This is a genomic window from Gammaproteobacteria bacterium (assembly GCA_036383255.1).
Lineage (GTDB): Bacteria > Pseudomonadota > Gammaproteobacteria > Natronospirales > REEB76 > DASUBN01.
In genome coordinates this window covers 176,741-199,496 of the sequence record DASVOS010000018.1, presented here as the reverse complement: position 1 = coordinate 199,496, position 22,756 = coordinate 176,741, and the positions used below count along the sequence as shown (strand labels likewise).

The following is a 22,756-nucleotide window of genomic DNA, read 5'->3' as shown; positions in this document are numbered from 1 at the left end:
GGTCCGGGGTGGCGCGGCCATGATGCCGCCGGCCCGCAGGCCACGGAAGTCCCGCCCGTCAGTCCCTAACCGTGACGTTTGTCACAGTGCAGCCGTGACACAAGGGGCGCCAGCCTATAGGCTGGTCGGCGCCTGAATCCGTCTGGGGAGATGGGGAAAATGAGACGGGCGTTGCGCTGGGGAGGCTATCTCGCCGCCCTGGTGATGGTGTTGCTGCTCCTCGTGTATGGCTTCCTGCGCGGCGGCGCGCCGCGGCTGGATGGCGAGTTGCGCCTCAAGGGCCTCGCCGCCGAGGTGCGGGTCACGCGCGACGCGCTGGGTGTGCCCAGCATCGCAGCGCAGCAGCGCCTGGATGCGATCCGTGCCCTGGGCTTCCTGCACGCCCAGGACCGCTTCTTCCAGATGGACCTCATGCGCCGCCTCGCGGCCGGCGAGCTCTCCGAGCTCGTGGGCGGCGCGGCGGTGGACTTCGACAAGCGTCACCGCCTGTTCCGGCTGCGCGCCGTCGCCCGGGACGTGCTGGCCCATGCCACGCCCGAGCAGCGCGCCGGCCTCGCCGCCTACAGCGAGGGCGTGAACGCCGGCCTCAAGGCCTTGGGCACCTGGCCCTTCGAGTACGGCCTGCTCATGACGCGTCCCAGGCCCTGGCAACCGGAGGACAGCATCCTGGTGGTGCATGCCATGTACTTCCAGCTGCAGAGTCCCGAGGATCGCCACGAATCCCAGCTCGCGCTGATGCGCGACCTCATGCCGCCGGCCATGTTCCGCTTCCTCACGGCGCCCGGTACCCAGTGGGACGCGCCGGTGCAGGGCAAGCCCATCGAGACGCCACCCATCCCCGGAGCGGACGTGGCGGACCTGCGCAAACGCGCGCCCACCAAGCTCGGGTTCTTGGATTCGCGGGACGATGCAGGAGCGGACCGGGAATATCCCGCCGGAATGATCGGCAGCAATAACTGGGCGGTATCCGCCGAGCACAGCAGCACCGGCGCGGCGCTGCTCGCCAACGACATGCACCTGGGGATACGCGTCCCCAACACCTGGTACCGCGCCCAGTGGACGTATCCCGGCAAGGCCGGTCCCGTCGCCCTCACCGGCGTCACGCTGCCGGGCGTGCCTGCCATGGTGGTGGGCAGCAACGGCCACGTGGCCTGGGGCTACACCAACAGCTACGGAGACTGGTCGGACCTGGTGCTGCTGCACCTCGATCCTGCCGATCCGGACCGTTACCAGACTGCCGAAGGATGGCAGCGCTTCACGCATCACGCCGAGATCATCCACGTGAAGGGCGGCAAGGATGTGAGCTTCGACATCAAGGACACCGTCTGGGGCCCGGTGCTGGATCAGGACCACGCCGGCGTCATCCGCGCCGTCCACTGGATGGCGGCCGACCCGGCCGGCACCAACCTGGAGCTGGAGCACATGGAGGACGCGCAGGACGTGCGCGAGGCCATGGCGGTGGCGAACCGTGCCGGCATGCCGGAGCAGAACTTCGTGGCTGCCGACGCCCAAGGACATGTCGCATGGACCATCGCCGGCCGCATCCCGGTGCGGGCGGGGTTCGATCCGGCGGTGCCTTCCTATTGGGACAAGCCCGGCACCGGTTGGGTCGGTTGGCTGGACCCCGCGAAGTACCCGCGGGTGGTGGACCCAGCGGACGGCCGCCTCTGGAGTGCGAACGCGCGGGTGGTGGAAGGGCCGATGCTGGCGCTGATCGGTGACGGCGGCTACGACCTCGGCGCCCGCGCCGGGCAGATCCGGGACGACCTGCGCGCGAAGGACCGCTTCACGTCCGCCGACATGTTGGCGATCCAGCTCGACGACCGCGCGCTGTTCCTGGCACGCTGGCGCTCACTGCTGCTGCGGGTGCTCAACCCGCAGCGGGTGGCGGACCACCCCGAGCGTGCCGCGTTCCGCCAGGCGGTGGAGGAATGGGGCGGCCGCGCGGCGGTGGACTCGGTGGGCTACCGGCTGGTGCGGGAGTTCCGCAGCGCAGTGACCGCGGCGGCGGTGGCGCCGCTGTTCGCCGACTGCACCAAGGCAGCCCCCCATTGCGACTACCACGGGCTCTCGCAGCTCGAGGGCCCGGTGTGGGCGCTCATCAGCCAGCAGCCGGCGAATCTCCTGGACCCCGCCTACAAGAGCTGGGACGCGCTGCTGCTCGCCGCAGTGGACCAGGTGGCGGCACGGGCCGCCGCGGAGCCAGGCATCGGTGCCTACACCTGGGGCGCGCACAACACCGTGCATCTCACCCATCCCCTGAGCGGGGCGGTGCCGTTCCTGTCGCGGTTCCTGGACATGGCGCCGGTGCAGCTGCCGGGAGACAGCAACATGCCGCGGGTACAGGGAGAGGACTTCGGCGCGTCCGAGCGCATGGTGGTGTCGCCTGGACACGAGACGGAAGGCATCCTGGAGATGCCCACGGGACAGAGCGGCTGGCCGCTGTCCCCTTACTACAGGAATAGCGAACCTGATTGGGAGCAGGGTAAGCCGACGCCCTTCCTACCCGGCGCGGCACAACACACCTTGGTGTTCGAGCCTGGTAAGTAGCTAGGCCGCCGGCGGCGTCAGCGCGCCGGGCTGCAGGTTGGTGAGCGGGCGGCTCTCCAGCCACTCGATGAGCGGCGTCCATTCCCGCATCTCTTCCTTCACGTTCTTGTCCTTGAGCTCGTGCACACCCAGTCCCTGCTCGGTGGCATGCACGTAGTTCTGGGTGTCACGGAAGGTGGCGACGAAGGGGATCTCGAGGCTGTCCAGGAAACGTTTCAGGGTGTCATACATCTTGGCCTGCTTCTTGACCCGGTTGGCCACCACCGCGACCCGCTCCTGGCGGTTCTCGATGCGTCCGGTCAGCAGGAGCTCCGCCACGCAGCGCGAGGCGGCATGGATGTCGATGTCCGAGGGCAGCACCGGGATGATGACGGCGTGGGCGCCGCGGATCGCATCCTGCAGCCTGAGGCTGTCGATGGCCGCCGGCGTATCCACCACCAGCCGTTCCACCTCCGCCGGCACCCGCATCAGGAAGCTCTTGGTCACGCGGCCGGACTTGTCGGTCCCGCTGAGACCGGTGATGGCGGGCTTGTGGTCGCCGCGGTTGGCCAGCCACCGGAGGCTGGAGCCCTGGACGTCCATATCAAGCAGCGCCGTGTTGTACCCGCGCTGGGCGTAGTAGGCGGCCAGGGACGTCGAGAGCGTAGTCTTGCCGCAGCCACCCTTGGTGTTCAGCACCGCCACCTTGAGCAATGGGCGGCGGGTACGGGGGGAGGCTTCGGCTTCGGCGCTTCCGGCCGAATCCGCGGCCCTCTGGTGCCACAGGTTGAGGTTGAGCATGTGTCGGGTCCCTATCCCTCAGTCCTGAAAACGGCTGCCCCCGGCAGCTTCCCAAGTCTATGCTTGAATATCCCAGGCTAGAGCCTTGAATGACATTGATTTTAGTACCCTGTACGACAAGGTCCAGCCCATTTAACCTATTGGCTAGGGGAGGAGACATGCATATTGCCCAAGGCACCGGGGCGCGAGCCCGCGACCCGCGTGGATCCAAGGGTCCGGCCGGGCGGGACGTGCGCGCTTGAATACCTCCGGCCTGCGACCGAAAGTGGGGCTGGTGCTGCCCGGCGGTGGCGCCCGCGCCGCCTACCAGGTGGGGGTGCTCAAGGGCCTGGCGGAGCTCCTGCCCCAGGACGCGGCGCTGCCCTTCCCGGTGATCTCCGGCACCTCCGCCGGTGCCATCAACGCCGCGCTCATCGCCTGCCATGCCCAGAACTTCCGCCATGGCGTCGCCTACCTCGACCACGTGTGGCGCGAGATCAAGAGCGAGAAGGTGTTCAAGACCGGCGCGCTGACGGCGCTCAGGACCAGCGCCCGCTGGATCTTCACGTTGCTCTCGGGCGGCATGGACCGGCACAACCCCATCTCGATCCTGGACAACGCGCCGTTGCGCGAGATGCTCGCGGAGCACATCGACTTCGCGCGCCTGGAGGAGGCCATCGACGGGGCTGCCCTGGACGCGCTCGCCATCACCGTCTCCGGCTACACCTCGGCGCGGTCCATCTCGTTCTTCCAGGGGCGCAAGGACCTGCAACCCTGGCACCGGGCGCGCCGCCTTGGCGAGCCGGTGGAAATCACTCTCGACCACGTCATGGCCTCGGTGGCGCTGCCGGTGATCTTCCCCGCGGTGCGTATCGGGCGCGAGTACTTCGGTGACGGTTCCATGCGCCAGTCCGCGCCATTGAGTCCGGTGGTGCACCTGGGTGCCGAGCGGGTGCTGGTGATCGCGCTGCGCAACGAGCAGCCCAACCGCCTGCCGCTGGAGCAGGAGCAGGTGGCCTATCCCTCCCTCGGCCAGATCGCGGGCTACCTGCTGGACACGCTGTTCATGGACAGCATCTACGGCGACCTGGAGCGGCTGCAGCGCATCAACAACACCATCACCCGCCTCAAGGACGGAGAGCAGCAACCGCTGAAGGTCATCGATACCCTGGTGATCACCCCTAGCGAGGACATCCGCGACATCGCCCAGCGCCACAAGCGCGAATTCCCGCGCAGCGTGCGCTTCCTGCTGCGCGGCATCGGCGGCCTGAACCGCAGCGGCAGCCAGCTGCTGAGCTACCTCCTGTTCGAGGGCAAGTACTGCCGCGACCTCATCGACCTCGGCGTACGCGACGCCCAGGCCCAGGCGGACAAGCTCTTGGCCTTCATCGAGGGGCGCCCTGTGGAGCAGAATCCCGCCACGCCGGCGGATGAGCTGACAGGAATACAGCGGCGTAAAGAATAGGTCTTGGTGGCGCCGATCTGGCGCCGGTCACTTCAACTCGTTGTGCTTGGTGAGGACCTCGCGGCCTTGTGCGCGGAAGTGCTCCGCCAGCTTCTCCACCACATATACGGAACGATGGTAGCCGCCGGTGCAGCCGATGGAGACCGTCAGGTACTGGCGGTTGGAGGACTCGAACTTGGGGATCCAGTATTCCAGGAAGCCCTCGATGTCCGCGACGAACTTGCGCACCGGCTCGTGGCTGTCCAAGTACTTCGCCACCGCCAGGTCGCGGCCGGACAGCATCTTGAGGGTGGGTTCCCAGTAGGGGTTGGGCAGGCCGCGGGCATCGAACACGAAGTCCGAGTCCCCCGGGATGCCGTGGCGGAAGCCGAAGGACTGGAACAGGAGCGACAATGCCTGGCGGCTCTCGCGGTGGATGCGGGCCCGCACCAGCTCGCGCAGCTCGTGCACCGAGGTGCGGGAGCTGTCCAGCACCATGTCCGCTTCGTCGGCCAGCGGGCCCAGGAGTTCACGCTCGGCACGGATCGCGTCCTTGAGGGAGCGGCCCTCGCCGGCCAACGGATGGGGGCGATGGCTCTCACCGTAGCGCTTCAGCAGCACCGTGTCGTCTGCGTGCAGGAACACGATCTCGCACTCGATGCCGTCGGACCTGAGCTTCTTGACTGTCTGGGGCACCGCGCGGATGTCCTCGGTCCGGTTGCGGGCATCCACGCCCACCGCCATGCGCTGGTAGGCGGGGTCGCCGGTGAGCAGGGTCTCGCGCACGAAGCTCTGCAGGTGCCCGGCCGGGATGTTGTCCACGCAGTAGTAGCCCAGGTCCTCCAGCATGTGGATCGCCACAGACTTGCCGGAACCGGAGAGGCCGCTGAGGATGACGAGACGCATGGGCAGATTCTATACATTTTCGGCACGGGCGTGGCGCCTGCGGCCGGCACAAAGAAGGGCGGCGTGGGATCACCACGCCGCTTGCTCCACTCGGGGTTAAGGGATATCTAGCCGGGGACGGCGTTTCGCACCGAGGCCCGGTCGCTGTGGCCGGAGAGCTTCTCCTTGTGCTTCTTCACCTGCCGGTCGAGCTTGTCCACCAGGCTGTCTATGGCGGCGTACATGTCCGCCTCCACGGCATCGGCGAAGAGCTTGGCACGGCTCACGTTGAGCGTGGCCTCGGCCCGGTGTTCCAGCTTGGACACGGTCAGCACCACATGGATGCCGGTGACGTGGTCGAAATGGCGCTCCAGCCGCTCGAACTTGTTCTGCACGTAGGTGCGGAGCGCATCGGTGATCTCCACGTGGTGTCCCGTAACGTCTATCTTCATGTGCATCTCCTCTTGGTCGTCGTCTGTCTGTTACCCCTGATCGAGGCGTCTGCGCTCGTGGGCCGGGGGGATGGTCAGGGCCTCACGGTATTTCGCCACCGTGCGCCGGGCCACGTGAACCCCGCGGTCCAGGAGGGCCTTGGTGATGTGGTTGTCGCTCATCGGGCGGCGCGGATCCTCCTGCGCCACCAGCTTCTTGATCATCGCCCTGATGGCGGTGGCGGAGAACGCGCCGCCATCGTCCGCCGGCAGCTCGCCGGAGAAGAAGTGCCGGAACGCCACGCTGCCGCGCGGCGTCGCCATGTGCTTGTTCGCGACCACGCGCGAGACGGTGGACTCGTGCAGCTCCAGTTCCTGCGCCAGGTCCTTCATCAGCAGCGGCTGCATGGCTTCGTCGCCGTTCGCCAGGAATCCGCCTTGCTTGCGCACGATGCTCTGCGCCACGCGCAGCAGCGTCTCGTTGCGCATGCGGATGCTGCGCACCAGCCAGCGCGCCTCCTGCAGCTGCTGGGCCAGGTCCCCGCCGTCGCCCCCGCGGTGGAGCGCCGCTGCGTAGGCGGCGTTGACGCGGATGCGCGGCACCGCCTCGGGGTTGAGTTCCACGAACCAGCCGCTGCCGCGCCGGCTCACCAGCACGTCCGGCACCACATAGTCCACCGGACTGCCGGCGATGGCGGCGCCAGGGCGCGGGTTGAGCTCGCGGATCAGCTCCATGGCCGTGTCCAGCGCGGTGCGTTCCACGCCCAGCAGGCGGCACAGGCGCACGTGCTCACGGGCGGCGATGCTCTCCAGGTGGCTGGTGACGAGTGCGGTGGCGAGGGCGCGCACCGGGTCGGTCTTGTCGCCCTGGCGCAGCTGCAGCAGCAGGCATTCCTTGAGGTCGCGGGCCGCGATGCCGGGAGGGTCGAAGGCTTGCACCCGGTGCAGCACCGCGTACATCTCGTCCGCTTCCGGCGCCTCGTCGCTGTCCGCCAGGGACTGGCGGATGTCCTCGAGGGGCTCGGTGAGGTAGCCGTCGTCGTTTAGCGAGTCGATGATGGCGGCGCCGATGGCGGCGTCCCGCGCGCTCATGCGTGCGAGCTCGAGCTGCCACAGGAGGTATTCCTTGAGGCTCTGGCCGCCGCGCTCGGCTGACTCGAAGTCGTCGGTCTCATCGTCCCAGGTGCCGGCGCTCTCACGGCTGCCGGCGGCGCTGTCCCAGTCCACCTGAGGCTCGGTCTCCGCGGCCGAACCGGCCTCAGGCTCCGGCGTGGCCGTGTCCTCGCGCTCCAGCAGCACATTGCCCTCCAGGGCCTCCCGCACCTTCGCGGAGAGCTCCATGGCGGAGAGCTGCAGCAATCCCAGGGCCTGGCGCAGTTCGGGAGTGAGACTCAGTCTCTGGGTCTGTCGCAGGACGAGGGTCGGCTTCACGCGACACGACCCCCTTGTGCCGCATGACCCTGGACTTTGTCCGGGCAGACCCCCCCGGTTCTGGAGGGGGGAGAAGACCGCACCCGCCCCATGCTTGGGGGGGTGATAAGCAATCCGAGGACCATGCTTAAGTTATAGCCGAAAATTCTCGCCTAGGTAGACTTGACGGACTTCCTGGTTGGCGAGGATGCTGTCGGGAGTACCTTCCGCGATCACCTGGCCGGCGTTGATGATATATGCCCGGCCGCATATCCCGAGCGTCTCCCGCACGTTATGGTCCGTGACCAGCACGCCGATGTTGCGTGCCTTCAGGTGGTCGATGATGCGCTGGATGTCGATCACCGAGATCGGGTCCACGCCGGCGAAGGGCTCATCCAGCAGCATGAACGCCGGGTCCGCCGCCAGCGCGCGCGCGATCTCCACGCGCCGCCGCTCGCCGCCCGACAGCGAGATGCCGAGACCGTCGCGGATGTGGCTGATGTGCAGTTCCTCCAGGAGCTCCTCCAGCCGCTGCTTGCGGTCCTTGCGGCCGAGGTCCGAGCGGGTCTCGAGGATGGCGAGGATGTTGTCCTCCACCGTGAGCTTGCGGAACACCGAGGCTTCCTGCGGCAGATAGCCCAGCCCCAGGCGCGCGCGCGCGTGCACCGGCAGCTTCGTCAGGTCCTCCCCATCCAGGGTGATGCTGCCGCCGTCCGCCGGCACCAGCCCCACGATCATGTAGAACAGGGTGGTCTTGCCGGCGCCATTGGGGCCGAGCAGGCCCACTACCTCGCCGCGTTCGAGCCCCAGCGACACTCCACGCACCACCTCGCGGCGGCGGTAGCGCTTGACCAGGTTCTCGGCCTTCAGGGTGCTCACGGCGGGGTTCCTGCATGGGTGGCGGCGGCCGGGACGGGCTTCACGGGTCTGGCCGCGGTGGAGGGGGCCGGCGCGGCGGTCTTGGGCGGGAAGCTGATGTGCACCCGCTGCTCGTCGTCGCCGGCCCTGGCGATCACGCGCTGGGTGTCGGTGTTGTAGCGGATGCGGTCGGCGGTCATGAGCCGCTCGCCAGGCATGTCATCGGGTTTGGCTTCGCCATGCTTGCCGGCTCCGGCGGCATCCCCCACCGCCTGGCTCAGGCGCGCGTTGTCGATGAGCACAATCTCGTTCTTGCCGGCGTCGTAGGTGATCTCGCGCGCCTCCCCGTTCATGGGCGCGCCCTGGTCCGGCTGCTGCACGAAGGTGGCGGGCTCGCCGGTCACGTCCGCGCTGTTCAGTTCGTTGTTGACGATATGCAGCACCGCCCGGTCGGCGGTCAGCACGATGCTGCCCTGGGTGATGATCACGTGGCCGGTGTAGATGCCGGTGCCGCGGCTGTTGTCCTTGGGGTCGCTGCGGAAGTCGCCGTGGTCCGACTGCACGTTGATGGGCTGGTTCTTGTCGGTCTTGAGCGCCCAGGCGCCGCCGGCGGCCAAGAGGCCCACGGCGAAGACGGCGAGCAGCAGCGGCTTACGGTTTGCTGGGTACATAGAAAGCCTTGACGTTGGTGCGCAGCACCATGCGATTGTCCTGCATGTAGCCGTCCATGCCGGTGCCGGTCATGTGGCTCACGCCTTTGACCATGGCTACCGGGTCGTCGGTGGTGGCGACGTTGGTCTGCAGGTCCACCGTGAGGTGGTCGGTGTCTATCACGAGTGGCGGCCCGCCATGCTCGTCATGGTGGGTCATCTTCACGTGTCCGTCCAGGTATACGAGGTTGCCGCCGCTCGGCTCCAGCCCGTGGTCGGCCTCGGCATACCAGGGCTCGCCCTGCTTGGTGAAGTAGCGCATGCGCGGCAGGAACACCTCCACGCTGTCGTCGTCCGGATGGTGGATGATGCGCGGCGCCTTCAGCTCGGAAGCCGGTTTGCCCTTGAGGTCCAGGCTCGTCACGATGGCGTCGGTGAAGTAGTAGTCGGGCTTGTGGGTCTTGGGGCGCTCGCCCTGCAGGCCCTGCAGCTCGGTCTCCCGCAGCAGCCACACGGTGCCGACCGCCACCGCCACCAGGAACAGCACCAGGGTGGTCAGGCGCAGGTTCATGCGTGCCCTTGGGCGGTGAGCAGGAGATCGCAGACCTCGCGCACCGCCCCGCGCCCGCCGCCGGCGGCGGTGACGTGGTGGGCGGCAGCCTTGAGGGCCGGCATGGCATTCGCCGTCGCCACGGCCAGGCCGACCCGCTGGAACAGCGGCAGGTCCGGCAGGTCATCGCCCACGTGGGCGGCCTGCTCCAGAGTGAGACCGAGCTTCTTGAGCAGGCGTTCCAGCACCGGCAGCTTGTCCTCGTCGCCCTGGAACACGTGGGTGATGCCGAGGTCGCGCATGCGGCGCGTCACCGCGGCCGAGTCGCGCCCGGAGATCACCGCCGCACCGATGCCCGCGGCCAGCAGGCGCTTCACGCCCTGGCCGTCCTGCACGTTGAAGACCTTGAGCTCCTCGCCGCCGGGACCGTAGTACAGGCTGCCGTCAGTGAACACGCCATCCACGTCGAACACCACCAGCTTGATACGGGCTGCTCTCTCTCTCAGGTCCATCTAGACGATGCCTGCTCTCAGGAGATCATGCATGTTCAGCGCGCCCAGCAGTTTCCCGCCCTTGTCCACCACCAGCAGGCCGTTGAACTTGCGGCTCTCCAATATATGCAGCGCCTCGCCCGCCAGCATGTCGGGGGCTGCGGTGGTGCAGTCGCGGGTCATCACCTCGTCGACCTTGGCCTTGTGTACGTCCACCTGCTTGTCCAGGGTGCGGCGCAGGTCGCCGTCGGTGTAGATGCCGGCGACCTTGCCGCCTGCGTCCACGATCGCCGTCATCCCCAGGCCCTTGCGGGTCATCTCGACCAGCGCCTGGCTCAGGGAAGTGCCGAGGGGCACGGAGGGGACGCGCTCGCCCTTGTGCATGATGTCCTCGACCCGGAGCAGGAGGCGCCTCCCCAGGCTGCCGCCGGGATGGGAGCGGGCGAAGTCCTCGTGGGTGAAGCCGCGGGCCGAGAGCACCGCCATGGCCAGCGCGTCGCCCATGGCCAGCGCCGCGGTGGTGCTGGCCGTGGGCGCGAGGTTGAGGGGGTCCGCCTCGCGCGCCACGCTCACATCCAGGTGCACGTCGGCGGTCTTGGCGAGGCTGGAGCCGGGCTTGCCGGTGAGCGCGATCAGCTTCACGCCGAGGCGCTTGATGAGCGGCAGGATGGTGACGAGCTCGCTGGTCTCGCCGGAGTTGGAGAGCGCCAGCACCAGGTCCTCGCCGGTGATCATGCCGAGGTCGCCGTGGCTGGCCTCGCCCGGATGCACGAAGAAGGCCGGCGTGCCGGTGGAGGCGAGGGTGGCCGCGATCTTGCCGGCCACGTGCCCGCTCTTGCCCATGCCGGTCACCACCACGCGGCCGCGGCAGGCGAGCATGAGGCGGCAGGCCTCGGTGAAGGAGCCGTCCAGGCGCGCCGTGAGCGCGCTGACCGCGCTGGCTTCGGTCTCCAGGACCTCCCGCGCGATGCGGGTGAGGGCGGCGGGGTCCGGGATCATGGCTGGCTTCAGGGCCTCATAGATGGAAGGTGGTGGTCATGATACACGCTGGACGCGCGGGCCTGCCGGACCGCCATTCCGGCGGTCAGGGGCTTCGCGTATCATCTGCGTTCCCGACGCACCGTCGGGCCGCTCCCGAGACGCTCTTGAGCCCCGCCGAAGTCAAAGACCTCATCCAGCAAGGCATGCCCTCGGCGCAAGTCGAGGTCAGCGGCGAGGACCACACCCATTTCGAGGCGCTGGTGGTCTCGGCCGAGTTCGAGGGCAAGCGCTCCGTGGCGCGCCACCAGATGGTGTATGCCACCTTGGGGGCCCGCATGGGCCGCGAGATCCATGCCCTTAGCCTGCGCACCCTCACGCCGGAAGAACGCCGGCAGGGCGGGGCGGGTTGACCCACCTTATATAAGGGGACGTCTTGGACAAGTTGCTCATCAGCGGCGGCCGCAGGCTCGAGGGCGAGATCCGCATCTCCGGCGCCAAGAACGCCACCCTGCCCATCATCGCCGCCACGCTGCTGGCGGACACGCCCAGCCACATCGGCAACGTGCCGCACCTGCACGACGTCACCACCATGATCGAGCTCTTGGGCCGCATGGGCGTCGGCGTCACCATCAACGATCGCATGCGCGTCGAGGTGGATGCCTCCACCATCAAGCACTACAGCGCGCCCTACGAGCTGGTGAAGACCATGCGCGCCTCCATCCTGGTGCTGGGGCCCTTGGTGGCGCGCTTCGGCGAAGCCGAGGTCTCGCTGCCGGGCGGTTGCGCCATCGGCACGCGCCCGGTGAACCTTCACATCGCCGGCCTCGAGGCCATGGGCGCCGAGATCAAGGTCGAGAACGGCTACATCCGCGCCAAGGCCGGCCGCCTCAAGGGCGCGCGCATGTTCATGGATACCGTGTCCGTGACCGGCACCGAGAACCTCATCATGGCTGCGGCGCTGGCCGAGGGCGAGAGCGTGATCGAGAACGCCGCCCGCGAGCCCGAGGTGGTGGACCTGGCGCTGTTCCTCAACCAGATGGGCGCGAAGATCCAGGGCATGGGCACCGACACCATCACGGTGCAGGGCGTGAAGAAGCTGCACGGCACCGACTACGACGTGATGCCGGACCGCATCGAGACCGGCACCTACCTCTGCGCCGGCGTCATGACCGGCGGGCGCGTGCGCCTGCGCGACACCGACCCCACCCTGCTGGACGCGGTGCTGGTGAAGCTGGAGGAGAGCGGCGCCGTCATCACCCGGGGCCCCGGCTGGATCGAGGCGGACATGCGCGGCAAGCGCCTCAAGGCCGTCTCCATCAAGACCGCGCCCTATCCCGCCTTCCCCACCGACATGCAGGCCCAGTTCACCGCACTCAACGTCACCGCAGAGGGCACCGGCACCATCACCGAGACGGTGTTCGAGAACCGCTTCATGCACGTGCAGGAGATGCAGCGCATGGGCGCGAACTTGAGGCTCGAGGGCAACACCACCATCAGCGAGGGCGTGGACAAGCTCACAGGGGCACCGGTGATGGCCACGGACCTACGCGCTTCGGCGGGCCTGGTGCTGGCGGGCCTGGTGGCCCAGGGCGAGACCACGGTGGAACGCATCTATCACATCGATAGAGGCTACGAGACGATCGAGGAGAAACTCGGTCAGCTAGGCGCCAAGATCCGCCGCGTGCCCGATTGAAGCGGATCTTTTGGTCTCTGGCGTCGTTAAAAACTCCCTCGCGCTCCTCACGTACTCAATGTACGCTCCGGGCGCTCGGTCGTTTTTGCCTAGCCAGAAACCAAAATCTCTCGCTTCAATCAGCGTGAGTCTGATATCTGGTTTTTAGCTGGCATTTTGTCCGGGCCGCTCGGCCACGGTCACCTTCAGGTCGAACTTCTTGCCGTTGTGGATGCCGCCCACCCGGATCGCAGTGCCCGGCGGCTTGGCGGCGATGCGGTTCAGTGCCTCGCTGCTGTTGTCCACCTCGTTCCCGTCGATGGAGTTGATCACGTCGCCCGGCATCAGTCCGGCCGCCGAGGCCGGGCTCATGGGTGAGACGCCGGTGATGAGGAAGCCCTGGGTGTCTTTCAGGCGGAAGGCCTGTGCCAGCTCCGGGGTGATGTCCTGGGGTTCGACGCCGAGCCAGCCGCGCAGCACCCGCCCATAGGCGATGAGCTGGTGCATCACGCCGTTGGCGAGGTTCACCGGGATTGCGAAGCCGATGCCGTTGGACCCGCCGCTCGGGGAGAACAGCGCGGTGTTGATGCCCACCAGCTCGCCGCGCGCGTTCACCAGCGCGCCGCCGGAGTTGCCTGGGTTGATGGCGGCATCGGTCTGGATGAAGTTCTCGAACGTCGAGAGGCCGAGCTTGCTGCGGCCGGTGGCGCTGACGATGCCCTGGGTCACGGTCTGGCCCACGCCGTAGGGGTCGCCGATGGCCAGCACCACGTCGCCGACCTTGAGGTCGTCGGAACGCCCGAGCTCGATCGGCTCGAGGCCGGTCACGTCCACCTTGAGCAGCGCGAGGTCCGTGTCCGGATCGGCGCCCACCACCCGCGCCGCGGCGGTGCGCCCGTCCTGCAGGCCCACCTGGATGGCGTCGGCGCCGTTGATGACGTGGAGGTTGGTCAGTATGTAGCCATCGGCGCTGACGATGACGCCGGAGCCCAGGCTGTTCTCCAGCTGGCCGGTGGGGGCATAGGGGTCGGGCGGCCCGGAGCGGGGTACCGGCTTGGCGCTGCGGCTGTCGCGCACGTGCCTTGCGCTGTGCACGTTCACCACCGCCGGCGAGCTCGCCGCCACCGCCTCCGAATAGGAGCTCGGCGCGTCCCCCAGGGCGATGCCGCGGGTCGTGAGCAGGCCTGGCTTCAGCCAGACCACCACGAACGCCGCCGCCAGGCCCACCACAACCGCCTGGAGCAGGAAAATCGTCAGCCGGACAAGGGCTTTCATGCGCATACGCTAGCACGCAGGACCCCCTTGCGGCTGGCGGGTCCGCGAAGCCGCTGTGTATAATGCGGCGTCTTTTCAAGGCCTTCCGCCCGCATCCCCCATCCGAGGACCGCAAAGGTCCCCCAGACGGCGGGCGGCTATACGACCAGACATCAGGAGACGGGGTAAATGAGCGACGAGATCGACCAGAGCCGGCGTCACTTCCTGACGGTGGCCACCGTGGTGGCTGGTGCCGTGGGTGCCGTGATGGCGGCCGTGCCGTTCGTATCTTCCATGGAGCCGAGCGCCCGGGCCAAGGCCCTGGGCGGTCCCGTGGACATCGACGTCAGCAAGATCGAGCCGGGCGGCCAGGTGAAGGCCAAGTGGCGCGGCAAGCCCACCTGGGTGGTGCAGCGCGGCCCCGAGGCCATCGCCGGCCTCGCCAAGGTCGACCCCAGCCTGCGCGACCCCGCGTCCAAGGAAGACCAGCAGCCCAAGTACTGCCAGAACGAGCACCGCTCCATCAAGCCTGAGCTGTTCGTGGTGGTGGGCATCTGCACCCACCTCGGCTGCTCGCCGCTGTACAAGCCCGAGCCCCACGACCCGGAAGTGGGCCTGGATTGGCCGGGCGGCTTCTTCTGCCCCTGCCACGGCTCCAAGTACGACCTCGCGGGCCGCGTGTTCAAGGGCGTCCCGGCGCCGCTCAACCTGCAGGTGCCGCCTTACAAGTTCATGTCCGACGCGGTGATCCGCGTGGGTGAAGACCAGGGAGCCGCGTGATGGCCAAGATCACCAGCGAAGACAACGACCGCGATCTGATCGACGTCACCGGCGGCTGGCTGTACGGCCTGCGCGACTGGATCGACGAGCGCTTCCCCATGAGCGAGTTCTGGGAGAAGCACGTCTCCCAGTACTACGCCCCGAAGAACTTCAACTTCTGGTACTTCTTCGGCTCCATCGCCCTGCTGATGCTGGCCAACCAGGTCATCACCGGCATCTTCCTGGCCATGAACTACAAGCCGGATGCGGCCCAGGCCTTCGCCTCCGTCGAGTACATCATGCGCGACGTGAACTGGGGCTGGCTGATCCGCTACCTGCACTCCGTCGGCGCCTCCATGTTCTTCCTGGTGGTGTACCTGCACATGTTCCGCGGCGTCATGTACGGCTCCTACAAGAAGCCGCGCGAGCTGCTGTGGATCTTCGGCGTGCTCATCTACGTGACCCTGATGGCCGAGGCCTTCATGGGCTACCTGCTGCCCTGGGGCCAGATGTCCTACTGGGGCGCGCAGGTGATCATCTCGCTGTTCGGCGCCATCCCGGGCATCGGCGAGGGCCTCGCTCAGTGGATCCGCGGCGACTTCAACATCTCCGACATTACGCTCAACCGCTTCTTCGCTCTGCACGTGGTGGCGGTGCCGCTGGTGCTGATCGGGCTGGTGATGTTCCACCTCATCGCGCTGCACGAGGTCGGCTCCAACAACCCGGACGGCATCGAGATCAAGAAGAACAAGGACAAGAACGGCATCCCGCTGGACGGCATCGCCTTCCATCCGTACTACACGGTCAAGGACATCGTCGGCGTGACGGTGTTCGCCGCCGTGTTCGCCGCGATCGTGTTCTTCGCGCCGGCCATGAACGGCCTGTTCCTGGAGCCGGCGAACTTCGAGCCGGCCAACGCGCTCAAGACCCCGGACGACATCCACCCCTTGTGGTACTTCGGGCCGTTCTACGCGATCCTGCGCTCGATCCCGGACAAGCTGACCGGCGTCGTCACCATGGGCGCGGCGATCTTCATGCTGTTCCTGCTGCCGTGGATCGACCGCAACCCGGTCAAGTCGCTACGCTACCGCGGCCTCCTGTACCGGCGCCTGGTGATCGTGTTCGGCATCACCTTCGCGGTGCTGGGCTACATCGGCATGCAGCTCGCCACGCCGTTCTGGGCCCAGGTCGGCCAGCGCATGGCCGAGCTGTACTTCCTGTTCTTCGTGGTGTCGTGGCTGTACTCGCGGCCGCGCACCCGCGGCTTCATGCTGGCGGTGTTCGCCGCCGTCATGGTCGTGATCTCGCTGTTCGACGCGATCGGCTGGGACCCGAACGAGGTGCGGCTCAAGCTGTATTCCTGGCTGATCCCGGCGGCCTACTGCACGATCTTCATCCTGCTGCCGGCGTTCTTCGAGAAGCTCAACCAGCCGGAAGCGGTGCCGGAAAGGGTGACCCACTAATGAAGAAGCTGATCTGCATCGCGGTCCTCGCGCTGTCCCCGGCCCTCGCGTCCGCCGAGGGGGCCGGCATGCTCAAGGCCGACGTGAACCTCAACAACACCGCCTCGCTGCAGCGCGGCGCCAAGTACTTCGCCAACTACTGCATGGGCTGCCACTCGGCCCAGTACGTGCGCTACAACCGCCTGGGGCAGGATCTCGGCCTCAACGACGCGCAGTTGGAGACCTACCTGATGCCGGCGGGCGCCAAGCCCTCCGACACCATGCAGAGCGCCATGCCGGCCGAGGACTCCGAGAAGTGGTTCGGCCGCACGCCGCCGGACCTCTCGCTTGCGGCCCGCAGCCGCGGCACCGACTGGATCTACAGCTATCTCAAGTCCTTCTACGTGGACCCGCGTTCCGCCACCGGCGCCAACAACCTGGTTCTGCCGAACGCCGCCATGCCGAACGTGCTGTGGGAGCTGCAGGGCCTGCAGAAGCCGGTGTTCAAGTCCGAGGGCGAGGGCGGTCCCCAGGCGTTCGACCACTTCGAGCAGCTCAGCCAGGGCAAGCTCAGCCCCGAGCAGTTCGACCAGGTGGCGATGGACATCACCAATTTCCTGAGCTACGTCGCAGAGCCGGTGCAGCTCGAGCGCCGCGACCTCGGCCTCAAGGTCATTGGTTTCCTGATCGTGTTCCTCCTGTTCGCGGTGATGCTGAAGCGCGAGATATGGAAGGACGTGCACTGATCCCCAGGACGCCGGGCGGCCACCGCCCGGCGTCCGTCAACTCCGAAGGCCCGCCATGACCCTCTATTCCCGCCCCGCTTGCCCCCATTCCCACCGCGTGCGCCTGGTGCTCGCGGAGAAGGGCATCGCCATGGACGTGGTGAACATCGAGGGCAGCAAGCTCCCGGAAGACCTGCTCGACCTCAATCCCTACAACAGCGTGCCCACGCTGGTGGACCGTGAGCTCGTGCTGTACGACCCGCGCATCATCATGGAGTACCTGGAGGAGCGCTTCCCGCACCCGCCGCTGATGCCGGTGGACCCGGTGACGCGCGCGCGTTTCCGCCTGGCCCTGTTCCGGGTGGAGAAGGACTGGTACTCGCTGGTGGACGAGATCGAGCAGTCGCCTAGCAAGCCCCATGCCCGCGCCAAGAAGATGCTGCGCGAGAGCCTGCTGGCCGCCTCCGATGCGTTCTCGGTGAAACCCTACTTCCTCAGCGACGAGTTCTCGCTGGTGGACTGCTCCATCGCGCCGATCCTGTGGCGCCTTCAGCGCTACGAGATCGACCTGCCGGCTGGAGCCAAGTCCATCCACAAGTACGCCGAGCGCCTGTTCAACCGGCCCGCGTTCAAGCTGAGCTTGACGGACGTCGAGCGCGAGATGCGCGGGCCTACCTGAGTCCGCACGGGCTATGTCAAAAAGCCCGTTCCTGACGGACTGCGCTATCCTTTAGCAGATGCTTCCCCGCAAACCTTATTTCCTCCGGGCCATGCACCAGTGGATCGTGGACTCAGGTTCCACGCCCTACATGGTGGTGGACGTGAACGTGGCTGGCGTGGAGATCCCGCCGGGCTACGCCCAGGACGGCAAGCTGGTGCTCAACATCAGCTATGAGGCCACCAGCGCGCTGGACCTGGGGCCCGAGTTCGTGAGCTTCGACGCGCGTTTCGGCGGCGTCTCGCGTCACGTGCGGGTGCCGATGGGGGCGATCCTGGCGGTGTACGCCCACGAGAGCGGCCAAGGCATGCTGTTCGACGCGGAAGGAGAGCCCGAGATGGGCGCCGCCGGCGACACGCGTCCGGGAGGCGACGAGGGCCCGAAACCGGGCGCCGGTAAGAAGCCTACCCTCAAGATAATCAAGTGAAACAGCGGCCCATCGGGCCGCTTCCTTTTGGGGATTTCACATGCAAGACCGCAATCGCCTCGCACGCCTGGTGCACCGCTTCGATCCCTTGCCGCCGGGCCTGCGCTACGCCCTCATCACCTGGGCTTTCGGGGGAACCGTGCACTTCGTGCGCACCGCGGGCCTAAAGTTCGAGCTGCTGGAGGAGGCGCGCGCGGTACTCAGGCTCGCGAACCGGCGGCGAGTGCAGAACCATATCGGCACCGTGCATGCGGCCGCGGTGGCGCTGTTGGGCGAGACGGCTACCGGCGCGGTGTTCGGCATGAGCGTGCCTGACGACAAGCTGCCCATCCTGAAGAGCATGCGTGTCAGTTACATCAAGAAGTCCAAGGGCGCTTTGCGTGCCGAGGCCTGGCTCAGCCCCGAGCAGCGGGCCGGTATCGTCCGGGATGAGAAGGGCGACATCGCCGTGCCGGTGAAGATCACCGATGAGACCGGTGAAGCGACCGTCGAATGCGAGTTTGTCTGGGCCTGGCGGCCGAAGAAGAGATGATCGAGATCATCCACGGCGATATCACGCAGCTCGACGTGGACGTGATCGTCAACGCCGCCAACGAGAGCCTCCTGGGCGGCGGCGGCGTGGACGGCGCCATCCACCGGGCTGCGGGGCCGGAACTCCTGGCTGCCTGCCGCAGGCTCGGCGGCTGCCCCACCGGCGAGGCCCGCATCACGCCGGGTTTCCGCCTCAAGGCGCGCTGGATCGTGCACACGCCGGGACCGGTTTGGCGGGGCGGGGCGCTCGGCGAGCCCGGCCTCCTGGAGGACTGCTACCGCAACGCCTTCCGCGCGGCGCTGGCCCAGGAGGCACGCAGCGTCGCTTTCCCTTGCATCAGCACCGGCGTCTACGGCTATCCCAAGCCACAGGCGGCCCGCATCGCCCTTGCGCTGATGCGTGAGCACGAGGCCCGCTTCGAGCGCATCGTGGCCTGCTGTTTCAGCGCAGAGGACGCACGCCTGTATCGGGATGTATCGGCGGCCTGAAGTCTCGGGAATCTGTCAAACCCGGGAGGTACCAAAGGACCGCGCTGCTATACTGCGGCACGGCGGCGCCCCGGGGCCGCTCCGCATAGCCTGAAGGACTAGGATGCAGCGCAAGAAGACCGGTTCTGACACATCTTCGCCTGTCCTGCCGACCTGCTCGGTGTGCAGCCTGCATCCGGCCTGCCAACCCTGGAACCTGGAACCCGAGGACCTGCGCAGCCTCGAGCGCATCGTGGAGCGCTCGGCGTCCGTGCCCGCCGGGGGACACCTGTTCCGCTTCGGCGAGGCGCTGCAGTCGCTGTACGTGGTGCGCTCAGGCGCTTTCAAGAATTACCGGGTGGACAGTTCCGGCCGCGAGCGCGTGCTCGGCTTCCTGTTCGCGGGCGAGCTGGTGGGGATCGACGGCATCTATCCGCGCCGCCACGAGTTCCATGCGGTCGCGCTCACGGATTCCACGGTCTGCTCGCTGCCCTACACCAGCCTCACCGGGCTCATGGAGCGCAGCGAAGGGTTGCGCCGCCAGATCTTCCGCCTGGTGAGCAAGGACGGCGTCTACAGCGCGGCCTTCTCGGCCCACAGCACCGCGGAGGAGCGGGTGGTGGGCATGCTCATGAACCTCTCCAATCGCAACCGCATCAACAACCGTTCCGCGTCGCAGATCGAACTGCCCATGTCGCGCGAGGACATGGGTAATTACCTTAGGGTGCCGGCTGAGACAGTGACGGGCGTGCTCACCTATCTCGAGGCACAGGGGTTGATCGAGTTGTCCGCGACCGGCGTCAAGGTATTGGACATGTCCGGGCTGAACACGATCATCAGACATAAATAGGGAATCTCCGGTCTTGAGAAGCGGTTCCCAATTTGGACCGCCGCGGATGGGTATCCTGGGGTACATGGACGAGAACAAGAATTGAAATGAATCAGGTGCGGCCAAGCACGCCGCGCCTGTGCCTGGGCCTTGGCTCCGGGCAAAGAGTACCTGACACGTTTATGTACAAGCACATTGCCCAAGAGCTCACCGATGCGCACCGCAACATGGAGCGGGTGCTGACCCTGATACGCCTGCAGGTGGACACGCTGCGCGAGGGACAGGACCCCGAGGCCTACCAGTTGCTGACCAATGCGGTCGGTTACATGCGTAACTATCCCGGCGTCATCCACCACCCGGTGGAGGACCTCATCTTCGGCAAGCTGGTGGCCCATGCCCCGGCTGCCCGCACCGTGTGTGCGCGCCTGCACGAGCAGCACCAGTCCTTCCGCCGCCGCGAGGCGACCCTGTTGCGGCGCATCCTCAGCGCCCAAGGGGGTGATGCCGAGGCCTGCCGCCAGGTGAAGAAGCTCGGCACCGCCTATTGCACCGAGCACGCCAACCACATCCGCAGCGAGGAAGTGGAGGTGTTCCCCCAGGCGGTTCGCTACCTCAGCATGGACGACTGGGAAGAGATAGGGGACCAGTCCCGGGTCATGATCGATCCCATCCTGGAACGGAACGACCTGAGGCAGTTCGACAACCTGTACGACTACCTCATGACGGCGGCGAAGAACTTCAACGTGCATTGAGTCGCATGCTGCAGGGGAAGGTGGGCACGTAACTTCTTGAATCCAGGTCTCTATTAGACATAAAGGGTAAAAACGGCACTCTTGCCCAAATGAGAGTAGGGTGTAGGTGTCCGACATGCGTGCGGACATGACGCTCAATCCGCCGTAGCAACGCGCGTTCTCCGTCACAGGTCACTGTTGACAAGGAGACGCGAGATGCCGCATCAGGAAATCAGCCGCCGCCTCACCGACGGGCACCGCAACATGGAGCGGGTGCTCACACTCATACGCTTCCAGCTCGATGCCATCCAGGAAGACATCCAGGACGCGGCGAACCTCAAGCTGTTGCGCAATGCCTTCATCTACATGCGTGATTATCCCGGCGTGAACCACCATCCCGTCGAGGAGATGATCTTCGGCAAGCTGGTGGATTATGTCCCGGAGCACCGCTTGCTGTGCTCGCAGTTGACCGGCCAGCACCGCGGCTTCGGCGAACGGGAGGACGGCCTGCTGCACCACGTCCGCAGGGCCCGCCTCGGCGATGAGATGGCCCGCCGCCACGTCAAGGACCTGGGGATCGCGTACTGCGCGGAACATTCCAGCCACATCCGCAGCGAGGAGGTGGATATCCTGCCCGGCGCGGCCCGCTGGTTGACCAAGAACGACTGGCAGGAGGTGGCGCGGCATTCCCGGGCGACCATCGATCCGGACACGGAGAGCCGCGAACTGAAGCGCTACGACAACCTCTACGACCGCCTCATGTCAGAGGAAGGCGAGACCACCGAGGTACCGCAGGTCAGCCTGGAAGCAGTTTCCCGGGATTGAGGATCCCGTTGGGGTCGAAGTCCTGCTTGATGCGCCGCATCAGCTCCAGGGTAGCGGCGTCGAACTCCACCCCCATGAACGGCCGCTTCTCCAGGCCCACTCCGTGCTCGCCCGAGAGGGTGCCGCGCATGTCCAGCACGGTGCGGAACACCTGTTCCAGGCAGGGCCCGGCGTTCTTCATCTGGGCTGCATCTTCCGGGTCCACAAGCAGGTTCACGTGGATGTTGCCGTTGCCGGCGTGTCCGAAGTTCACGATGGGCACGCCGTACTGCCTCGAGAGCTCTGCCAGGCGGGCGATGAAGTCCGCCATGCGTGAGACCGGCACCACCACGTCCTCGTTGATCTTCTTGGGGGCGATCTTGCGCAGCGCCGGCGACAGCGCCTTGCGCGAGGTCCAGAGCGCGGCCGATTCCTGCGCGTCCCGCGCGGCGCGGAACTCCATGCAGCCCTCGCCCTGGGCAGCGGCGCCTACCGCCGCGGCCGCCTGGTCCAGCTCCTCCGGGCGCCCGTCCACCTCGATCAGCAGCATGGCGCCGGCCTCCGCCGGCAGGTCGTTGCCCGCATAGCCCCGGATCATGCCGATGGAGGGGCCGTCGATGAACTCCAGCACGCAGGGAGTGACGGGCTGGGCCATGATGCGCGAGACCGCCGCTGCCGCCGCGGTCATGTCCGCGTACACCGCGCGCAGGGTTCGTACCGCTTGCGGCTTGGGAGTGAGCTTGAGAGTGGCTTCGGTGATGACCGCCAGCGTGCCCTCGGAACCGATGAGCAGGCGGGTGAAGTCGTAACCCATGGCGCCCTTGGTGGTGTAGACGCCGGCGGTGAGTTCCTGGCCTGAGCCCAGCACCGCACGCAGGCCCAATACGTTCTCGCGCACCGTGCCGTACTTCACCGCATGAGGACCGCCGGCGCCGCAGGCCAGGTTGCCCCCCACGGTGGAGTAGCCGGCGGAGGTGGGGTCCGGAGGCCAGAAGAAGCCGTGGCCCGCCGCCGCTTCCTGCACCGCCGTGTTGGTGGCGCCGGTCTCCACCACCAGCGCGCGGTTGGCGCCGTCCACCTCGATGATGCGGTTCATGCGCTCCAGCGCCAGCACCAGTCCCTTGGCCACAGGCACCGCCGATCCGGTGGTGCTGCTGCCGAGCCCCCGGGTGGTGAGCGGCACCTTGAACTCGTTGCACAGGCGTACCGCCGCCAGGACCTCGGCATGGGAGGCGGGGAAGGCCACCGCGTCCGGCAGCGCGTGGCGGCGGCTGTTGTCGTAGCCGTAGGGCCAGCGGTCGGCGGGATCGGTGTAGAGGTCGTCGGCGCCGACGGCCGTGGCCAGCCGCTCGAGGAAGGCCGCGGGCAGCGTGTTCTGCTTCACGTG

The 22,756-nt window shown here is 67.2% G+C and carries 25 protein-coding genes; 14 read left to right on the top strand and 11 right to left on the bottom strand.

Annotated features, from left to right (window positions below):
* Positions 1–159 precede the first annotated feature (159 nt).
* Positions 160–2,550, top strand: coding sequence for a penicillin acylase family protein (locus tag VF651_12065; GenBank protein HEX7966437.1), 2,391 nt, complete (start codon positions 160–162; stop codon positions 2,548–2,550).
* Here the strand turns inward: VF651_12065 and VF651_12060 are convergent, their stop codons facing one another.
* Positions 2,551–3,330: a ParA family protein gene (locus VF651_12060; GenBank protein ID HEX7966436.1), complete on the bottom strand. Its 780-nt coding sequence runs from the start codon at positions 3,328–3,330 to the stop codon at positions 2,551–2,553.
* A gap of 238 nt (positions 3,331–3,568) precedes the next feature.
* On the opposite strand from VF651_12060, the gene VF651_12055 reads away from it, so the two are divergent.
* Positions 3,569–4,774, top strand: a complete 1,206-nt coding sequence (locus VF651_12055; protein HEX7966435.1) for a patatin-like phospholipase family protein — start codon at positions 3,569–3,571, stop codon at positions 4,772–4,774.
* Between the two features lie 27 nt (positions 4,775–4,801).
* Here the strand turns inward: VF651_12055 and rapZ are convergent, their stop codons facing one another.
* From rapZ to VF651_12015, 8 genes are all read right to left on the bottom strand, one after another.
* Positions 4,802–5,659: an RNase adapter RapZ gene (gene rapZ / locus VF651_12050; GenBank protein HEX7966434.1), complete on the bottom strand. Its 858-nt coding sequence runs from the start codon at positions 5,657–5,659 to the stop codon at positions 4,802–4,804.
* A 107-nt stretch (positions 5,660–5,766) separates the two neighbouring features.
* Positions 5,767–6,090: a ribosome-associated translation inhibitor RaiA gene (gene raiA / locus VF651_12045; GenBank protein ID HEX7966433.1), complete on the bottom strand. Its 324-nt coding sequence runs from the start codon at positions 6,088–6,090 to the stop codon at positions 5,767–5,769.
* A 30-nt stretch (positions 6,091–6,120) separates the two neighbouring features.
* Positions 6,121–7,500 (bottom strand): RNA polymerase factor sigma-54, encoded by a 1,380-nt coding sequence (locus VF651_12040; GenBank protein HEX7966432.1) that lies wholly within the window; start codon positions 7,498–7,500, stop codon positions 6,121–6,123.
* Positions 7,501–7,632: 132 nt separating this feature from the next.
* Entirely contained in the window at positions 7,633–8,358 is a 726-nt protein-coding gene (gene lptB, locus VF651_12035; GenBank protein ID HEX7966431.1) for an LPS export ABC transporter ATP-binding protein, read from the bottom strand.
* Complete coding sequence (gene lptA / locus VF651_12030; GenBank protein ID HEX7966430.1) at positions 8,355–9,008, bottom strand: lipopolysaccharide transport periplasmic protein LptA; 654 nt, start codon at positions 9,006–9,008, stop codon at positions 8,355–8,357. The genes lptB and lptA overlap by 4 nt, the downstream gene beginning before the upstream one ends.
* Positions 8,989–9,558 (bottom strand): LPS export ABC transporter periplasmic protein LptC, encoded by a 570-nt coding sequence (lptC, locus tag VF651_12025; protein HEX7966429.1) that lies wholly within the window; start codon positions 9,556–9,558, stop codon positions 8,989–8,991. Before lptC ends, lptA begins: the two co-directional genes overlap by 20 nt.
* A complete protein-coding gene (locus VF651_12020) occupies positions 9,555–10,049 on the bottom strand; it encodes an HAD hydrolase family protein (GenBank protein HEX7966428.1) in 495 nt (164 codons plus the stop codon). Before VF651_12020 ends, lptC begins: the two co-directional genes overlap by 4 nt.
* Positions 10,050–11,027 carry a KpsF/GutQ family sugar-phosphate isomerase gene (locus VF651_12015; GenBank protein ID HEX7966427.1) on the bottom strand — a complete coding sequence of 326 codons (978 nt, stop codon included), beginning with the start codon at positions 11,025–11,027 and terminating at the stop codon, positions 10,050–10,052.
* Positions 11,028–11,212: 185 nt separating this feature from the next.
* Between VF651_12015 and VF651_12010 the strand changes: the two genes are divergently transcribed.
* Positions 11,213–11,419: a BolA/IbaG family iron-sulfur metabolism protein gene (locus VF651_12010; protein ID HEX7966426.1), complete on the top strand. Its 207-nt coding sequence runs from the start codon at positions 11,213–11,215 to the stop codon at positions 11,417–11,419.
* Positions 11,420–11,442: 23 nt separating this feature from the next.
* On the top strand, positions 11,443–12,702 hold the full coding sequence (gene murA / locus VF651_12005; protein HEX7966425.1) for a UDP-N-acetylglucosamine 1-carboxyvinyltransferase: 1,260 nt from the start codon (positions 11,443–11,445) through the stop codon (positions 12,700–12,702).
* Between the two features lie 144 nt (positions 12,703–12,846).
* On the opposite strand, the gene VF651_12000 is transcribed toward murA, so the two are convergent.
* Positions 12,847–13,956, bottom strand: coding sequence for a trypsin-like peptidase domain-containing protein (locus VF651_12000; GenBank protein HEX7966424.1), 1,110 nt, complete (start codon positions 13,954–13,956; stop codon positions 12,847–12,849).
* 168 nt (positions 13,957–14,124) lie between these two features.
* Between VF651_12000 and petA the strand changes: the two genes are divergently transcribed.
* The 10 genes from petA to VF651_11950 all read left to right on the top strand — a co-directional run bounded on the left by petA (position 14,125) and on the right by VF651_11950 (position 21,390).
* The gene (gene petA, locus VF651_11995) at positions 14,125–14,715 is read left to right on the top strand and encodes a ubiquinol-cytochrome c reductase iron-sulfur subunit (protein ID HEX7966423.1); all 591 of its coding nucleotides are present in this window, start codon (positions 14,125–14,127) and stop codon (positions 14,713–14,715) included.
* Between the two features lie 98 nt (positions 14,716–14,813).
* Positions 14,814–16,157 carry a cytochrome b N-terminal domain-containing protein gene (locus VF651_11990; GenBank protein ID HEX7966422.1) on the top strand — a complete coding sequence of 448 codons (1,344 nt, stop codon included), beginning with the start codon at positions 14,814–14,816 and terminating at the stop codon, positions 16,155–16,157.
* On the top strand, positions 16,157–16,882 hold the full coding sequence (locus VF651_11985; GenBank protein HEX7966421.1) for a cytochrome c1: 726 nt from the start codon (positions 16,157–16,159) through the stop codon (positions 16,880–16,882). Before VF651_11990 ends, VF651_11985 begins: the two co-directional genes overlap by 1 nt.
* Before the next feature lie 55 nt (positions 16,883–16,937).
* Positions 16,938–17,540: a glutathione S-transferase N-terminal domain-containing protein gene (locus VF651_11980; GenBank protein ID HEX7966420.1), complete on the top strand. Its 603-nt coding sequence runs from the start codon at positions 16,938–16,940 to the stop codon at positions 17,538–17,540.
* Between the two features lie 58 nt (positions 17,541–17,598).
* Positions 17,599–18,006, top strand: a complete 408-nt coding sequence (locus VF651_11975; GenBank protein HEX7966419.1) for a ClpXP protease specificity-enhancing factor — start codon at positions 17,599–17,601, stop codon at positions 18,004–18,006.
* A 40-nt stretch (positions 18,007–18,046) separates the two neighbouring features.
* Positions 18,047–18,538 (top strand): DUF4442 domain-containing protein, encoded by a 492-nt coding sequence (locus tag VF651_11970; protein ID HEX7966418.1) that lies wholly within the window; start codon positions 18,047–18,049, stop codon positions 18,536–18,538.
* Entirely contained in the window at positions 18,535–19,026 is a 492-nt protein-coding gene (locus VF651_11965; protein HEX7966417.1) for an O-acetyl-ADP-ribose deacetylase, read from the top strand. Before VF651_11970 ends, VF651_11965 begins: the two co-directional genes overlap by 4 nt.
* 103 nt (positions 19,027–19,129) lie before the next feature.
* Positions 19,130–19,855 (top strand): cyclic nucleotide-binding domain-containing protein, encoded by a 726-nt coding sequence (locus VF651_11960; GenBank protein HEX7966416.1) that lies wholly within the window; start codon positions 19,130–19,132, stop codon positions 19,853–19,855.
* Positions 19,856–20,016: 161 nt separating this feature from the next.
* Positions 20,017–20,586, top strand: coding sequence for a hemerythrin domain-containing protein (locus VF651_11955; GenBank protein HEX7966415.1), 570 nt, complete (start codon positions 20,017–20,019; stop codon positions 20,584–20,586).
* A 195-nt stretch (positions 20,587–20,781) separates the two neighbouring features.
* Entirely contained in the window at positions 20,782–21,390 is a 609-nt protein-coding gene (locus tag VF651_11950; GenBank protein HEX7966414.1) for a hemerythrin domain-containing protein, read from the top strand.
* On the opposite strand, the gene VF651_11945 is transcribed toward VF651_11950, so the two are convergent.
* The gene (locus tag VF651_11945) at positions 21,362–22,753 is read right to left on the bottom strand and encodes an FAD-linked oxidase C-terminal domain-containing protein (GenBank protein ID HEX7966413.1); all 1,392 of its coding nucleotides are present in this window, start codon (positions 22,751–22,753) and stop codon (positions 21,362–21,364) included. The genes VF651_11950 and VF651_11945 overlap by 29 nt on opposite strands.
* Positions 22,754–22,756: the final 3 nt, after the last annotated feature.

Coding starts and splice junctions, on each gene's coding strand:
- VF651_12020 (HEX7966428.1), bottom strand. CDS start 10,049: ATGGACCTGAGAGAGAGAGCAGCCCGTATCAAGCTGGTGGTGTTCGAC.
- VF651_11955 (HEX7966415.1), top strand. CDS start 20,017: ATGTACAAGCACATTGCCCAAGAGCTCACCGATGCGCACCGCAACATG.
- rapZ (HEX7966434.1), bottom strand. CDS start 5,659: ATGCGTCTCGTCATCCTCAGCGGCCTCTCCGGTTCCGGCAAGTCTGTG.
- VF651_11990 (HEX7966422.1), top strand. CDS start 14,814: ATGAGCGAGTTCTGGGAGAAGCACGTCTCCCAGTACTACGCCCCGAAG.
- VF651_12000 (HEX7966424.1), bottom strand. CDS start 13,956: ATGAAAGCCCTTGTCCGGCTGACGATTTTCCTGCTCCAGGCGGTTGTG.
- lptC (HEX7966429.1), bottom strand. CDS start 9,558: ATGAACCTGCGCCTGACCACCCTGGTGCTGTTCCTGGTGGCGGTGGCG.
- VF651_12060 (HEX7966436.1), bottom strand. CDS start 3,330: ATGCTCAACCTCAACCTGTGGCACCAGAGGGCCGCGGATTCGGCCGGA.
- petA (HEX7966423.1), top strand. CDS start 14,125: ATGAGCGACGAGATCGACCAGAGCCGGCGTCACTTCCTGACGGTGGCC.
- VF651_11980 (HEX7966420.1), top strand. CDS start 16,938: ATGACCCTCTATTCCCGCCCCGCTTGCCCCCATTCCCACCGCGTGCGC.
- VF651_11960 (HEX7966416.1), top strand. CDS start 19,130: ATGCAGCGCAAGAAGACCGGTTCTGACACATCTTCGCCTGTCCTGCCG.
- VF651_12015 (HEX7966427.1), bottom strand. CDS start 11,027: ATGATCCCGGACCCCGCCGCCCTCACCCGCATCGCGCGGGAGGTCCTG.
- VF651_12065 (HEX7966437.1), top strand. CDS start 160: ATGAGACGGGCGTTGCGCTGGGGAGGCTATCTCGCCGCCCTGGTGATG.
- VF651_12010 (HEX7966426.1), top strand. CDS start 11,213: ATGCCCTCGGCGCAAGTCGAGGTCAGCGGCGAGGACCACACCCATTTC.
- VF651_11965 (HEX7966417.1), top strand. CDS start 18,535: ATGATCGAGATCATCCACGGCGATATCACGCAGCTCGACGTGGACGTG.
- VF651_11970 (HEX7966418.1), top strand. CDS start 18,047: ATGCAAGACCGCAATCGCCTCGCACGCCTGGTGCACCGCTTCGATCCC.
- VF651_11950 (HEX7966414.1), top strand. CDS start 20,782: ATGCCGCATCAGGAAATCAGCCGCCGCCTCACCGACGGGCACCGCAAC.
- VF651_11985 (HEX7966421.1), top strand. CDS start 16,157: ATGAAGAAGCTGATCTGCATCGCGGTCCTCGCGCTGTCCCCGGCCCTC.
- lptA (HEX7966430.1), bottom strand. CDS start 9,008: ATGTACCCAGCAAACCGTAAGCCGCTGCTGCTCGCCGTCTTCGCCGTG.
- VF651_11975 (HEX7966419.1), top strand. CDS start 17,599: ATGCTTCCCCGCAAACCTTATTTCCTCCGGGCCATGCACCAGTGGATC.
- raiA (HEX7966433.1), bottom strand. CDS start 6,090: ATGAAGATAGACGTTACGGGACACCACGTGGAGATCACCGATGCGCTC.